Genomic DNA, 13,138 nt, shown 5'->3' on the forward strand with positions numbered 1-13,138 from the left:
CCATGGATCTTGGACTGAAAGACCGTGTCTACGTAGTCACCGGCGCGACCCGCGGCCTCGGCAACGCCACCGCGCGCGAGCTGGTCGCCGACGGCGCGAAGGTCGTCGTCACCGGCCGCGACGAGAAGACGGTCGCCGAGGCTGCCGCCGAGCTCGGCCCGAACGCGGTGGGAGTCGCCGCCGACAACGCCGACCCGGCCGTCGCCGAGCGGCTGATCGCGGCGGCGCGCGAGCACTTCGGCGGCTTCGACGGCGTACTGATCAGCGTCGGCGGGCCCGCGCCCGGCTTCGTCGCCGACAACACCGACGAGCAGTGGCAGGCGGCCTTCGAGTCGGTCTTCCTCGGCGCGGTACGGCTCGCCCGCACGGCCGCCGCGGAGCTGTCCGAGGGCGGGGTCATCGGGTTCGTGCTGTCCGGTTCGGTGTACGAGCCGATCGCGGGCCTGACGATCTCCAACGGCCTGCGGCCGGGGCTCGCCGGGTTCGCCAAGTCCCTGGCGGACGAGCTCGGCCCGCGCGGCATCCGCGTCCTCGGCGTGCTCCCCGGCCGCATCGGCACCGACCGCATGCGCCAGCTGGACGGCCTCTCCCCCGACCCGGAGGCGACCCGCGCCGCCAACGAGGCGAGCATCCCGCTGCGCCGCTACGGCACACCCCAGGAGTTCGGCCGCACGACAGCGTTCCTGCTCTCGCCCGCCGCCTCGTATCTGACGGGGATCATGGTGCCGGTGGACGGCGGAGCACGCAGCGGCTTCTGACGGGGACGCGGTTCCGGCGTCCGGGGCCACTCGGCGGGCCTTGCGGATTTGCGGCCTTGCGGGCCTCAACTCACGCGCCCTGCTCGGTGCTTGACCCCCCGCAGCCGCACCGTAGCCGGCAGGCTCGTCAAGCCTGCCGAGTCGCGGGCGCGTGTGAGGATCTCCGAGGAGAAGCGGTGCAGCGTGTCGGCCGGGGTGGCGTCGGGTGCGAGGGTGAGTTGTACGCGTGCTCGCGGCGTGGCGCGGCGGCCCCTCAGGGCGGCCTGGGCCCGGTCGACGCCGTCCAGTGACTCCGCCTCCCCGGCCAGGACGTTCTCCATGGCGCGCCCGCGCAGCAGCGCGCCCTCGCCTTCGCCGGTCTCCACCAGGACCTCCGCGAGGCGGCGCCTGCGCAGCTGCGCCGAGAGCCACCACAGGGCGAGCAGGACCAGCACGGCGAGGACGCCGATGACCGTGGGCCAGAACCATCCGGCGTCCCGCCACCGCGCCCGGTCGGCGGCGCTGACCAGGACGTCGTGCCGCCCGTCGTGGATCCACCAGGAGGGCGGCGAGGCGCCGAGCCCGACGGCGAGGACCGAGCCGCCGAGGACGAGCAGCACGAGCCCGGCCAGGGTGAGGACCACGCGGTTGACCGTGCGGAGCATCGCGCTCACCCCTTCCTGCCGGGCCGGGCGACGTGGACGGAGAGTCCGGGGGCACGCGCGAGGCCGAGATCTCGGATGCCGTCGGCCAGCGTGGCGTCCAGGTCACCCCGTACGTCGTCGAGTTCACGGAAGTGCGAGACGGCCCGCACAACGACCTTGGAACGCTTCATGCGGACCCGCACGGACTGCACACCGGAGACGTCCATGGCCCGGTCGCGCAGCACCGTGGCGGCGGCATCGCGGTACAGCCCGGCGCGTACGTCGGAGTCGGTGCGCCGCATCGGCAGGAGCGCGCGCTGCCCGGGAGTCGCGGCGAGCACGATGAGCCAGAGTCCGACAAGGGCGGCGATGGCGGCTCCGGCGAGCACCCCGTCGTCGTCGAGGGGGCGCTCGCCGAGCTGGCGGGCGAGGTCGCGCCGCCAGCGCATCGCGGGGTGGTCCGCCCGCACGGCGACGACGTCGTACAGGAGCAGCCCCGCGCCGCCCAGGACCACCAGGGCGAGAAGGGCGGCGGGCACCCGGCGCGGCGACCAGAACCGGGACGCCTTGTCGTCGCCCGACAGCGTGGGCAGTGGATGGTATGTGGCACCGGAGGCCGACTGGTCGAGCTCGCCCTCGCCCTGGCGGGCCTTTTCGACGACCGGCAGCGGCTGCGTGGGACCGCTCCCCGGGGGTTCGCTCATCGTGTCCTCCCCTGTGCCGCGGCGCGTACCCGCGCCGAGTGCAGCCGCTCCACCTGGACGACCACCTCGGGCACGTCCATCCCCGCCAACGCCCTTACCCGCTCGACGACTTGGTGACGCACGGCACCGCACTGGCGGCCGATGTCGCAGGGGTAGTCCAGTTCGAGGCTGACGCGGACGCGGGCGGTCTCGTGGCTCACGGAGACCGTGGCGTGCGGCGGGGAGCCGTCGGCCGGCACCGTCTCCATCGCCTCACGCGCCGCCCACGCGGCGATCTTCGCGACGACCCGGTCGGCGATCCGGGTGGCGCCGCGCTCCCCGGGCGCGACCTGTGCCGCCACCCCTCACCGCCCCCGGTCGCCGCGGCTGCGGAAGAACTCGCCGGGTTCCAGGTCCCCCTCAAGGAACCGGCCGGCCACGAAGCCGACGGCTCCCAAGGCGGCCACCAGCAGGAACGCCCCGAATCCGCCGAAGTATCCGGCGAAGCCGAGCGCCATTCCCGCCACCATGCCGATCACGGCCATGCTCATCGTGCGCTCCTTAGCGAGACGCGGCTGAAGGTTGGTACCTACTGGAGGCGGCCCTGAGGTTCGTCGTCGTCATCCTCGTCGGGCAGCTTCACATCGCTGACCGCGATGTTGACCTCGACGACTTCGAGCCCGGTCATGCGTTCGACAGCGCCGATCACGCTCTCCCGCACATCCTGCGCGACATCGGCGATCGGCACGCCGTACTCGACGACGATCTCCAGGTCGAGTGCGGTCTGCACCTCGCCGACCTCGGCCTTCACCCCTCGCGAGACGGATTTCGAGCCACCGGGGACCCGGTCGCGCACGGCCCCGAAGGTCCGCGCGAGGCCGCCGCCCATCGCGTGCACGCCGTCGACGTCGCGCGCGGCGAGCCCGGCGATCTTCTCGACGACTCCGTCCGCGATGGTGGTGCGGCCCCGGCTCGCGGGGTCACCGCCGCCACGCCCGGCCGCGCCGCCCGCCAGGCCCTGGCCTTGACGCTGGCCCTGGCCCTGGCCTTGCCCCTGGCTCGGGGAGTCCTTCTCCAGCGTCTGAGACGTCTTCCGCTCTCCGGTGTCGTCGGTCATCGTCGTCCCGTCCGTTTCGAAAGGGGATCTGCTTTCTTCGCCCACATTAGGACGGGTTGCGCTGCGGCGCCCCAGGGATGCGGCAGGGTGGGGCCATGACGGGTGACGGTTGGACCCAGGCGGTACGCCGGCAGCTCGGCCTCGGCCGGGTGCTGCCGCTGGGCGGCGCGCGCGACGGCGCGTGGGTGACGGAGTCGGCGGTGGACAGCGTGCTGTGCCGTGCGGCGCGACCGGTCACCGGCGTGCGTCTGGGCAGGGTCCGCGTCGCCCTGGCCGACCCGGACACCGCGTACGTCGCCGCCGTGCCGCCACCGCCGAGCGCGCTGCAGCCCGGACCGCTGCGGATCACGGCGGACTTCGGGGTGGACCTCGCGGCGGACTTCGCGGCGGCGACGGCCCAGCCGCTGCCCGTCTCGGCGGACCGGCTGCGCGCCGCGCTCGGCACAGCGGCACAGCGGCTCGGTCTGGTGGTCGACGCGGTGGATCTGCGGGTGACGGCGCTGCTGGACGAGGGCGCCGGTCCCAAGGACGTACGCCCGGAAGCGGCCCGTGCGCCTGCGGCTCAGACGCCGCAGGGCGACGGCGACGAGGCGCGCGTGGGGCAGGCGGCACTGTCGGTGCCCGGGGTGACCCGGCTGACGGGGGCGCTCGGCGCGGCGGCCGTGCACATCGAGGAGCGCCCGCAGCGCCCGGCGGCGGGCGCGCTGCCGCGCCGCCACGCGCGCGTGGAGCTCGCGACGGACCGGGAGCACCGCGCCCTGGACGTGGCGCTCGCGGTCCGCGCGGCGGTCGGTGACGCTCTGCCGGACCACCCTTCGGTGGCCGTACTCGTCACCGCGGTGGAGCAGGCCACGGAGTAGCCCGTGGCCGTGGAGCATGGCCGTGGCCGTGGAGCATGGCCGTGGCCGTGGAGCAGCCGTCAGTCGCCGAGGCCCGCGAGGTCACGCAGACGGCGGCCCTGTGCGGCACGTTCGGCGGCGCGCTGTTCCTCGTACGAACGGCCCGCGGCGCCCCGCAGCAGGGCCTTGGTCTCGATGACCGCGTCACGTGGCGCGGAGATCAGCGCGGCCGCCAAGTCCTTGGCGGCGGCGTGGAGTTGCCCCTCGGGCACGACGAGGTTGGCGAGGCCCACCCGCTCGGCCTCGTCCGCGTGGACGAAGCGTCCGGTGGCGCAGATCTCCAGCGCGCGGGCATAGCCGACGAGCCCCACCAGCGGGTGCGTGCCGGTGAGGTCGGGGACCAGGCCCAGGCTGGTCTCGCGCATGGCGAACTGCACGTCGTCCGCCGCGATCCGCAGATCGCAGGCGAGCGCGAGCTGGAAGCCGGCGCCGATGGCGTGGCCCTGGACGGCGGCGATGGACACGATGTCGCTCCGCCGCCACCAGGTGAAGGCCTCTTGGTACTCGGCGATCGTGGCGTCGAGGACGCCGTCTTCGCCGCGCGCGAGGTCGATGAAGGACGGCTCGCCGTCGAAGCCCTCGGGCGTGAACGCCTGCCGGTCCAGGCCCGCGGAGAAGGACTTGCCCTCACCGCGCAGCACCACGACGCGGACGCTGCCCGGCAGCAGCTGACCAGCCTCGGCCAACGCCCTCCACAGCGCGGGAGATTGGGCGTTCCTTTTGGCCGGGTTGGTCAGCGTCACCGTGGCGACGGCCTCGTCGATGGTGAGGCGTACGCCGTCCTTGTCGAGAACCGGTGCGAGCTCGCTGTCGGACGAAGCCATGGGTGCCTCCGATGGGATGCAGTCGGGCCGGGCGCCCACAAGCGCCCGTAAGTGACTGCACAGTAACCACCCGACCGATCAGACGATCGACCGGGTGGTCACCATCGGACCACTGAACAGCGTGAAACAGCGTGCCGCCTGCGTCAGCCGGCGGCCTTCTTGCCTCGCGTCGCCCCGCCGCGTCCCCGCAGCGTGACGCCGGACTCGCTGAGCATCCGGTGCACAAAACCGTACGAGCGGCCGGTCTCCTCGGCCAACGCCCGGATGCTCGCACCGCCGTCGTACTTCTTCTTCAGGTCTGCCGCGAGCTTGTCGCGCGCGGCGCCGGTAACCCGGCTGCCCTTCTTCAGAGTCTCGGCCACCCGTGCCTCCTCATGGGAAGTGCGCTCTGGACTTCTCATGATCACCCCTCCCGGGCTTCCTGGCCACCCATTCGGCAAGGTCCGTACGACAAGGTTTGGCTCTTCGGAAAGGGCCACCATGAGCGGAATTAATGATTCCGCCTGCTGGATTCCATACGACCGATCGGACCGCGCGACGAAGGGCCAGGTCAGCGCGGTGCTGGGGCAGGAGGCCGCCTCCATGCCCCGACGGCACCAAAATCCGTGTATGCCACACCTCGGTACGAGGACAGCTCACACAGATGGGGGATCACGGATCGGCCGAATGATCCATACGCAGTGGATCAGTGGTTCGATCACGCGAAGTGGACGCCGCCATCCCCGGCGCCGGGGCTCAGGCGAGCGCCACAAGGTCCGCGTAGTCCTGGCCCCACAGGTCCTCGACGCCGTCCGGCAGCAGGATGATCCGCTCCGGCTGGAGCGCCTGGACCGCGCCCTCGTCGTGGGTGACGAGGACGACCGCGCCCTTGTAGGTGCGCAGGGCGCCGAGGATCTCCTCGCGGCTCGCCGGGTCGAGGTTGTTGGTGGGCTCGTCCAGGAGCAGGACGTTGGCCGAGGAGACGACGAGGGTCGCGAGCGCGAGCCGGGTCTTCTCACCACCGGAGAGCACGCCCGCCGGCTTGTCGACGTCGTCTCCGGAGAAGAGGAACGAGCCGAGCGTCTTGCGCACCTCGACGAGGTCGAGGTCCGGGGCGGCCGAACGCATGTTCTCCAGGACCGTGCGCTCGGGGTCCAGGGTCTCGTGCTCCTGCGCGTAGTAGCCGAGCTTGAGGCCGTGGCCCTCGATGACCTGGCCGGTGTCGGGCTTCTCGGCGCCGCCGAGGAGCCTCAGGAGCGTGGTCTTGCCCGCGCCGTTGAGGCCGAGGATGACGACCCGCGACCCCTTGTCGATCGCGAGGTCGACGTCGGTGAAGATCTCCAGCGAGCCGTACGACTTCGACAGGCCCTCCGCCATCAGCGGCGTCTTGCCGCACGGCGAGGGCTCGGGGAAGCGGAGCTTGGCGACCTTGTCGCTCTGGCGCACCGCCTCCAGGCCCGCGAGGAGCTTGTCCGCGCGCCGCGCCATGTTCTGGGCCGCGACGGTCTTGGTCGCCTTGGCACGCATCTTGTCGGCCTGCGAGTGGAGCGTCGCGGCCTTCTTCTCGGCGTTCTGACGCTCACGCTTGCGGCGCTTCTCGTCGGACTCGCGCTGCTGCTGGTAGAGCTTCCAGCCCATGTTGTAGACGTCGATCTGGGCGCGGTTGGCGTCCAGATAGAAGACCTTGTTGACGACCGTCTCGACCAGCTCGACATCGTGGGAGATCACGATGAAGCCGCCGCGGTACGTCTTCAGGTAGTCCCGCAGCCAGACGATGGAGTCGGCGTCGAGGTGGTTGGTCGGCTCGTCCAGGAGGAGCGTGTCGGCGTCCGAGAAGAGGATGCGGGCCAGCTCGATGCGGCGGCGCTGACCACCGGAGAGGGTGTGCAGGGGCTGGCCGAGCACCCGGTCGGGGAGGTTGAGCGCGGCAGCGATGGTGGCGGCCTCGGCCTCGGCGGCGTACCCGCCCTTGGTGAGGAACTCCGTCTCCTGGCGCTCGTACTGCTTGAGGGCCTTCTCACGGGTGGCGCCCGCGCCGTTCGCGATGCGCTGTTCGTTCTCGCGCATCTTGCGCATCAGTACGTCGAGTCCGCGCGCGGAGAGGACGCGGTCGCGGGCGAGCACGTCGAGGTCGCCCGTACGGGGGTCCTGCGGCAGGTAGCCGACCTCTCCGGAGCGGCTGATGGTGCCGCCGGCGGGGACGCCCTCACCCGCCAGGCACTTGGTGAGGGTGGTCTTGCCCGCCCCGTTGCGGCCGACGAGGCCGATGCGGTCGCCCTTCGCGATGCGGAAGGAGGCGTTCTCGATGAGGATGCGGGCGCCGGCGCGCAGCTCGATGCCGGAAGCGGTGATCACGGGGGTACTCCTGAACAGATGTGGACGGCGAGTGGGACGACTAGGTGCTCGGGACCGGTGTCTATGCCGTCCAACTGAGGAGAGGAGCTGCCATGGCAGCCATTCTAACGGGCGAACGCAACTAATTTTCTGGGCTCCGGCCGCCCGTGCCGCCCCCGCTGCGCTACTCCAGGTCGCCGTTGCCCAGTGGAGTGCGGCCGGGAACGATCCTTCCGCGGTCGTCCACCGCGATGACCTGGGACGTCCACGACGTGGCCACGCCCGTGCAGGGCTGGGCGACCAGGAGGGCGCCGTCGCGGCGGAGCGAGCGGCCCGGTTCGAAGGCGCAGCCCCGACGGGCGGGCAGCACCCAGCGCAGGTCGCCGTCCGAGGCGCGGTAGGCGGCGATGCGGTGCGGGGTGACGACCGCCAGCATCCGCGCCCCCGGGCTGAGCGGCCGCAGCACTCCGGCGCCGCCGCGCGCGGCCGGTGTACGCAGCCAGCCGGCGCTCTCGGGGATGGCCCGATGCCAGCGCACGGAGCTGCCCGCGTCGCGCTCGGTATCGGTGACCAGCCCGTCACTCCAGAGCACGAAGGCGTGCCCGGGGGCGCCGAGCAGCGTGACGGGCCGACGCCCTTCACGCGTGTACGTCCAGCGGCCCTCACCGCTCCTTGTGTCGTACGCCTCGACGGCCCGCCCCTTTGTCCGCAGTGCGGGAGCTGTGCCGGTGTCTCTGCCCGTGCCCGTGCCCGTGCCTGGCACGCGCGCGTGGGCATGGGCGTGGGCATGGGCGGTGAGGTGGTCTCCGTAGGGGGCGGGCCGTGAGTGGTGAGCGGCGGTGATGAGCGGCAGGGCGAACAGCGCGAGGACGACGGGGAGGAGGATGCGGGCGCTTCTGCGGGCGGGGTGGGGGGGTGGTGTTCTGGTGGGCGCGGCTGGCGCGGCGGTGCCGGTGGTGTTGGCGGGGGCAGCAGGCACGGTGGACGCGGCGGGCACGGTGGACGCGGCGGGCGCGGCGGTGCCGGTGGTGTTGGCGGCGGCAGCAGGCACGGTGGACGCGGCGGGCACGGCGGGCACGGTGGACGCGGCGGGCGCGGCGGTGCCGGTGGTGTTGGCGGGGGCAGCAGGCACGGTGGACGCGGTGGGCACGGCAGGCGCGGCGGTGCCGGTGGTGTTGGCGGGGGCAGCAGGCACGGCCCGCACGGTGGGCACGGCGGCCGCGGCCGGCACGGTGGACGCGGCGGGCGCGGTGGGCGTCGTTGGCGTGGTGGGTGGCGGAGTGGGCATGTCGGCCCCCCTTCGGTACCACTGCCTGCGGATCAGGCGCAGAGCGTAGCGGTGGGGGCGCCGGTGGTGGGGGGTGGCGGTGGTGCGACACGGCGTGGGGAGTGGTTCGGTCCCCCGTTCGGGCCTTCGTCCGGCGCCTCGCGACGGCGGGCGTATCAGGATGGAGTGGATGGCCGGAGGTCTCGGTGCGGGCGTGGGTGCCGGTGCCGGTCCGGGTGCGACGCAGAGGGGTGCGCCATGCAGTTCGACGACGACGCCGGCCTGGACACCTCCGAGGTGCAGGACGTGCGCGGCAGCCGGATCCCCGGCGGCCGGGCGACCGTCGGCGGCGGCATCGCCGGACTCATCGCGCTGGTGCTCGGCCTCTTCTTCGGAGTGGGCCCGGATCAGCTGGGCCTCTCCTCCGGTGAGGAGGAGCCCGAGGTTTCGTCCTCGTCGCTCGCGCAGGTGCAGCAGAGCTGCCGCACGGGGCGGGACGCGAACACCAAGGAGGACTGCCGCATCGTGGCGGTGGTCAACAGCCTCCAGGACTACTGGCGGCCGGAGTTCCAGCGCAGGCAGGCCACGTACTCCCCCGCGCGGACCGTCCTGTTCACCGGCCGCGTCGGCACCGCCTGCGGCACGGCGACCTCGGCGGTCGGCCCGTTCTACTGCCCCGGCGACCGGAAGGTCTATCTGGATCTCGGGTTCTTCGACGAGCTGCGCACGAAGTTCGGCTCCAGCGGCGGTCCCTTCGCGCAGGCGTACGTCGTTGCCCACGAGTACGGGCACCACGTGCAGAACCTGGCGGGGATCCTGCGGCGCGCCCAGGACGGACGTACGGGCCGCGACAGCAACGCGGTCAGGGTCGAGTTGCAGGCCGACTGCTACGCCGGGGTCTGGGCGCGGCACGCGACCCGCAGCCCGGACGACCGCACGGGCAGGCCGCTGATCACCAGCCTCGACGACGCGGACATCCGGGACGGCCTGGACGCGGCGGCGGCGGTGGGCGACGACCGGATCCAGGAGAGGTTCCAGGGCCGGGTCACCCCCGAATCCTGGACACACGGCTCCGCCGAGCAGCGCCGGCGGTGGTTCCACCAGGGCTATCGCACGGGGGACATGGGGCGGTGCGACACCTTCCGCTGAGCCTGCCGCTGAGCCTTCCGTCGAACGGACTCCGCAGGCTCGGGAGGGCGTTGTCAGTGCCCGGTGCGAGACTGTGAGCAGATGTGGGGTGGATCACACTCCGCGTCATGGATCTGATCGGAGTGATCGGCATGGCAGGCGATGACGGCGGACGGCCGAGCGTGTTCCCGACACTGCTGTACGCGGACGCGAAGGCCGCGGTCAAGCAGCTGACGGAGGCCTTCGGCTTCACCGAGGTGAGTGTGTACGAGGGTGAGGACGGCGGCATCGTGCACGCCGAGCTGGCCCAGGGGAACGGCGCGGTGATGCTCGGCTCCAGGGGCACGGGCGGCGTCTTCGACCAGGCGATGAAGGACGCGGGGCCCAGCGGGGTGTACATCGTCGTGGACGACGTCGACGCCCACCACCAGCGGGCCAAGGAGCACGGGGCGGAGATCCTGATGCCCCCGACGGACCAGGACTACGGCTCGCGGGACTACATGGCCCGGGACGCCGAGGGCAACGTATGGAGCTTTGGTACGTACGCCCCCGAGATACGGACCTGAGGCGGACAGGGACCTGAGGCCCCGAGGTCGCCCCTCGCTCACTCCCCGCCGGTGTGCACCTGGAAGGCGGCGCGGCGCACGGCCTTGGCGAGCGCCGGGTCGGGGTGGGCCGCGGCGAGCGCGACCAGGACCTGGACGGTGCGGGGGTGTCCCGCGCGGCGCACCTCGTCGAGGAGGGCGGGCACGGTGGGCTGGACCGCCGACTCCAGGTGCCGGACGAGGAGTTGTGCCTCGCCGTGGTCGGCGACGGCCGCCGCCGTGTCGATCCACAGCCAGGTGGACTCCTCACGGGTCAGCACGAGGTGGACGTCCTCGGGGTCGGCGCCCTCCTGCTCGGCGAGCCACAGCAGGGCGTAGGGGCGCAGGGATGCCTCGTCGACGACGGCCCTGACCTCCGCCTCAGCCGGAGCTCCGACCACGCGCAGCGCCTCGAAGGCGAGGCCGCGCAGCAGGGCGTCCTCGCCGCGGGCGGCGGTGAGCAGGTCGGTGACGGCGCTGCCGACGGGGCGGGCGGCGAGCCAGGCGCGGTACTCGGCGCGGGCCGCGTTGGGGCGCAGGCGGGCGCAGCCGCGCAGCATGTCCTCGGCGGACTGCTCGATGTGCCCGGCGGGACTCTGCGCGGCGACGCAGATCTGCTCCAGCTTGACCCAGACCGCCCAGCTGCCGAGCGGGGTGAGCGTGGCCTGACCGCCGGCGTAGGTGAGCGCCCCGACGGCGGCGAGACCGTGCAACGCCCAGTCGAGCAGGGCGGGCAGCGGGGCGGCCTCTTCGGCGCGGTCGGCGGGGGTGGCTCCGGCGACGGTCCCCGGGGTGGCCCCGGCGGCGGCCTCGGGATGGGGGGCGTAGGGGATCTCGCAGCGCTCGGTGCGGAGTTCCGTGACGCGTTGGTCCAGGAGGTCGAGTAGTTGCGGTACGGGGACGGGGCCCGCAGAGAGCTGGAGGAAGGAGAGGACCTGTGGCATGGCCTCGACGACCTCGGCGACCGCGGCGGCACCGAGGTCGTCCGGTGCCGGGTGGGCCAGGGACCAGGCGTCGAAGAGTGCGACCCAGCCGCGCAGCACGGCGGTGTCGTCGCGGTCCCACGCGCGCAGGCGCCAGCCGGGGCGCGCGCTGTCGCCGTGCACCTCGACGAGGCCGGCGAGGCGGGCGGTGTCCCAGTGGGCGCGGACCTGACCGGGGGTCAGCCCCAGCTCGGCGGCGGCCCGTTCGGCGGTGGCGTCGGAGAGGGTGCCCTTGCCGTCGGGCGTCGCGCCGGTGCGGCCGGGCCCCGGGCGCAGGGCGGCGTCGGCCCAGCGGGCGACCCGCACGGCGTCGGCGAGGCCGGCACGCGCGCCGCGGGCCAGTTCCGAGGGCGCGGGTGTGCCCTCGGGTGGACGGGGCGCGGGACGGCGCGTGCGGCGGTTGCTCACCGCGCCGGGGGCTGCGGAGAGGGGTCGCGCTGGGTCGCGCTGGGTCTCTCCTCGCTTCTCGGCCCTCGGGTAGGGAGCGCGGACGAGTCGGAGCCTGGAGTCGCGCGGGGTACGGGACGTCACGGGAGCAGTCTTCCTGTTGACGGTCCGAAAACCCAAACGGAAGGGCCTCGGTGACCTCGCGGCCGCCGCGCCGAGGGGGTGCGGCGGCCGCGCGGGAGAGGATGCGGACGGTCACATCAGAGGGGTGAGGAAGCGGCGCATCGCCTCTTCGTAGCCCGCCGGGTCGGCGTTCCACATGGCGCCGTGCGGCGCGCCGGGGACGGTGCGCAAGGAGACCAGGTCGGGACGGTGTCGGGCCAGTCGACGGGAGAGGGCCCAGGGGGCGATGGCGTCGTCGGGGCCGTGCAGGACGAGGGTCGGGACCTTGAGCGTCGCGGGGTCCGCGGCCGCCAGGGTGCGGTCGCCGCGCAGACCCGTGCGTCCCTGGGCCGCGCGGACCGCAAGCGGAAGGAGCGGTCCTGGGGTGCGGCGGGCCGCGGCGAGGGCGCGCAGGGTGGTCTCCCAGTTGAGTACCGGGGAGTCGAGGACGAGACCGCTGATCCTCTCGCGCAGCGCCGAGTGGGCGGCGGCGTGCAGGCACATCGCGGCGCCGGTGGACCAGCCGTGCAGGATGACGTTGCGGGCGCCGTGGCGCACGGCGTAGCGGATGGCGGCGTCCAGGTCGCGCCACTCCGTCTCGCCGAGGTGGGCGAGTCCGTCCGCGGAGCGGGGCGCGCCCGGGTCGCCACGGTAGGCGAGGTCGAGCACGGGCAGCTGCAGGCGGTGCAGGAAGTCCATGACGACCATGGGGTGTTCGCGGGTGGTGCCGAGGCCGTGCACGGTGATGACCCAGGTATCGCGTCCGCCGGGCACGAACCAGGCGGGCAGGTTGCCGAGTTCCCCGGGGATGCCGACGTCCGTGTGGTCGATGCCGAGCGCGGTGTGCGGGTCGCCGATGTGGACCTGCGGGGTGAGCCAGACCTTGGCACCCGGTTCCAGGGCGCCCCGGGTGACGGCTTCGAGGCGTCGTACGACCGTGTCGGCCTCGTGCGGGGCGGCCTCCAGGACCGGGCCGACGATCGCATGGATGCCGTCGCCACTCAGGCCGTACGTGCCGGGGCGCAGGCTCGCGAGGGCGCGGGTCAGGGAGATCTGGCCGGCGGCCGTGGCGTGCACGGTGAGGCGGGGCTCCGTCGGCAGCCGGCGGCCCGCCGGGGCCTTGAGGGCGGCGTCGCTGGCGAACCGGCCCGCCGCGATGGCGGCCGCGGCTGTCCCCAGGGCTGCTGTGACTGCGGTGACGGCCGCTGCCGTCGCTTTGGCTGGGCGCACCGTCCCAGTGTCCGGGGGCAGGAGCCCGGAGGCCAGTGGGCGGTACCCGCGGGGTGACCCGGCGGCTCGGCGCAGCCGGGGTCGGGAGCCTTGTGTACGCATGGGATGTGCCATCGGATGTGCCATCGGGTCTGCCATTGGATCTGCCATGTGTGTCTGGTGCCCACAGATGGCGGTGGC

15 protein-coding genes are annotated in these 13,138 nt (G+C 73.3%); 4 read left to right on the plus strand and 11 right to left on the minus strand.

Features of this window, described 5'->3' with window-relative positions:
• Positions 1-2 precede the first annotated feature (2 nt).
• The gene (locus ACWDVB_RS28480) at positions 3-758 is read left to right on the plus strand and encodes an SDR family oxidoreductase (protein ID WP_451517469.1); all 756 of its coding nucleotides are present in this window, start codon (positions 3-5) and stop codon (positions 756-758) included.
• 65 nt (positions 759-823) lie between these two features.
• On the opposite strand, the gene amaP is transcribed toward ACWDVB_RS28480, so the two are convergent.
• The 5 genes from amaP to ACWDVB_RS28505 are packed head-to-tail and all read right to left on the minus strand — an operon-like array spanning position 824 to position 3,181.
• On the minus strand, positions 824-1,402 hold the full coding sequence (gene amaP / locus ACWDVB_RS28485) for an alkaline shock response membrane anchor protein AmaP (protein WP_451517470.1): 579 nt from the start codon (positions 1,400-1,402) through the stop codon (positions 824-826).
• 5 nt (positions 1,403-1,407) lie between these two features.
• Positions 1,408-2,085 (minus strand): DUF6286 domain-containing protein, encoded by a 678-nt coding sequence (locus tag ACWDVB_RS28490; protein ID WP_451517471.1) that lies wholly within the window; start codon positions 2,083-2,085, stop codon positions 1,408-1,410.
• Entirely contained in the window at positions 2,082-2,426 is a 345-nt protein-coding gene (locus ACWDVB_RS28495; RefSeq protein WP_451517472.1) for a hypothetical protein, read from the minus strand. The genes ACWDVB_RS28490 and ACWDVB_RS28495 overlap by 4 nt, the downstream gene beginning before the upstream one ends.
• Positions 2,427-2,429: 3 nt before the next feature.
• Positions 2,430-2,615: a hypothetical protein gene (locus ACWDVB_RS28500; protein WP_451517473.1), complete on the minus strand. Its 186-nt coding sequence runs from the start codon at positions 2,613-2,615 to the stop codon at positions 2,430-2,432.
• 38 nt (positions 2,616-2,653) lie between these two features.
• Positions 2,654-3,181, minus strand: coding sequence for an Asp23/Gls24 family envelope stress response protein (locus tag ACWDVB_RS28505; RefSeq protein WP_451517474.1), 528 nt, complete (start codon positions 3,179-3,181; stop codon positions 2,654-2,656).
• A 95-nt stretch (positions 3,182-3,276) separates the two neighbouring features.
• Between ACWDVB_RS28505 and ACWDVB_RS28510 the strand changes: the two genes are divergently transcribed.
• Positions 3,277-4,041 carry a nucleopolyhedrovirus P10 family protein gene (locus ACWDVB_RS28510; RefSeq protein ID WP_451517475.1) on the plus strand — a complete coding sequence of 255 codons (765 nt, stop codon included), beginning with the start codon at positions 3,277-3,279 and terminating at the stop codon, positions 4,039-4,041.
• Between the two features lie 59 nt (positions 4,042-4,100).
• Here ACWDVB_RS28510 and ACWDVB_RS28515 read toward each other — a convergent pair whose 3' ends face one another.
• The 4 genes from ACWDVB_RS28515 to ACWDVB_RS28530 form a co-directional block, all read right to left on the minus strand.
• Positions 4,101-4,904 carry an enoyl-CoA hydratase/isomerase family protein gene (locus ACWDVB_RS28515; protein ID WP_451517476.1) on the minus strand — a complete coding sequence of 268 codons (804 nt, stop codon included), beginning with the start codon at positions 4,902-4,904 and terminating at the stop codon, positions 4,101-4,103.
• Positions 4,905-5,047: 143 nt separating this feature from the next.
• Positions 5,048-5,266 (minus strand): helix-turn-helix domain-containing protein, encoded by a 219-nt coding sequence (locus tag ACWDVB_RS28520; protein ID WP_451517477.1) that lies wholly within the window; start codon positions 5,264-5,266, stop codon positions 5,048-5,050.
• Between the two features lie 373 nt (positions 5,267-5,639).
• On the minus strand, positions 5,640-7,238 hold the full coding sequence (locus tag ACWDVB_RS28525; protein ID WP_451517478.1) for an ABC-F family ATP-binding cassette domain-containing protein: 1,599 nt from the start codon (positions 7,236-7,238) through the stop codon (positions 5,640-5,642).
• A 163-nt stretch (positions 7,239-7,401) separates the two neighbouring features.
• Entirely contained in the window at positions 7,402-8,505 is a 1,104-nt protein-coding gene (locus ACWDVB_RS28530; RefSeq protein ID WP_451517479.1) for a hypothetical protein, read from the minus strand.
• A 237-nt stretch (positions 8,506-8,742) separates the two neighbouring features.
• Here ACWDVB_RS28530 and ypfJ point away from each other — a divergent pair, with 237 nt between their 5' ends.
• The gene (ypfJ, locus tag ACWDVB_RS28535; RefSeq protein WP_451517480.1) at positions 8,743-9,633 is read left to right on the plus strand and encodes a KPN_02809 family neutral zinc metallopeptidase; all 891 of its coding nucleotides are present in this window, start codon (positions 8,743-8,745) and stop codon (positions 9,631-9,633) included.
• Positions 9,634-9,740: 107 nt separating this feature from the next.
• Positions 9,741-10,178, plus strand: coding sequence for a VOC family protein (locus tag ACWDVB_RS28540; protein WP_451517481.1), 438 nt, complete (start codon positions 9,741-9,743; stop codon positions 10,176-10,178).
• A gap of 38 nt (positions 10,179-10,216) precedes the next feature.
• Here the strand turns inward: ACWDVB_RS28540 and ACWDVB_RS28545 are convergent, their stop codons facing one another.
• Together ACWDVB_RS28545 and ACWDVB_RS28550 are read right to left on the minus strand one after the other, a co-directional pair.
• Entirely contained in the window at positions 10,217-11,710 is a 1,494-nt protein-coding gene (locus ACWDVB_RS28545; RefSeq protein WP_451517482.1) for a hypothetical protein, read from the minus strand.
• 111 nt (positions 11,711-11,821) lie between these two features.
• Positions 11,822-12,958, minus strand: coding sequence for an alpha/beta hydrolase (locus tag ACWDVB_RS28550; protein ID WP_451517483.1), 1,137 nt, complete (start codon positions 12,956-12,958; stop codon positions 11,822-11,824).
• Positions 12,959-13,138 lie beyond the last annotated feature (180 nt).

The organism is Streptomyces sp. NPDC003379 (genome assembly GCF_053589195.1).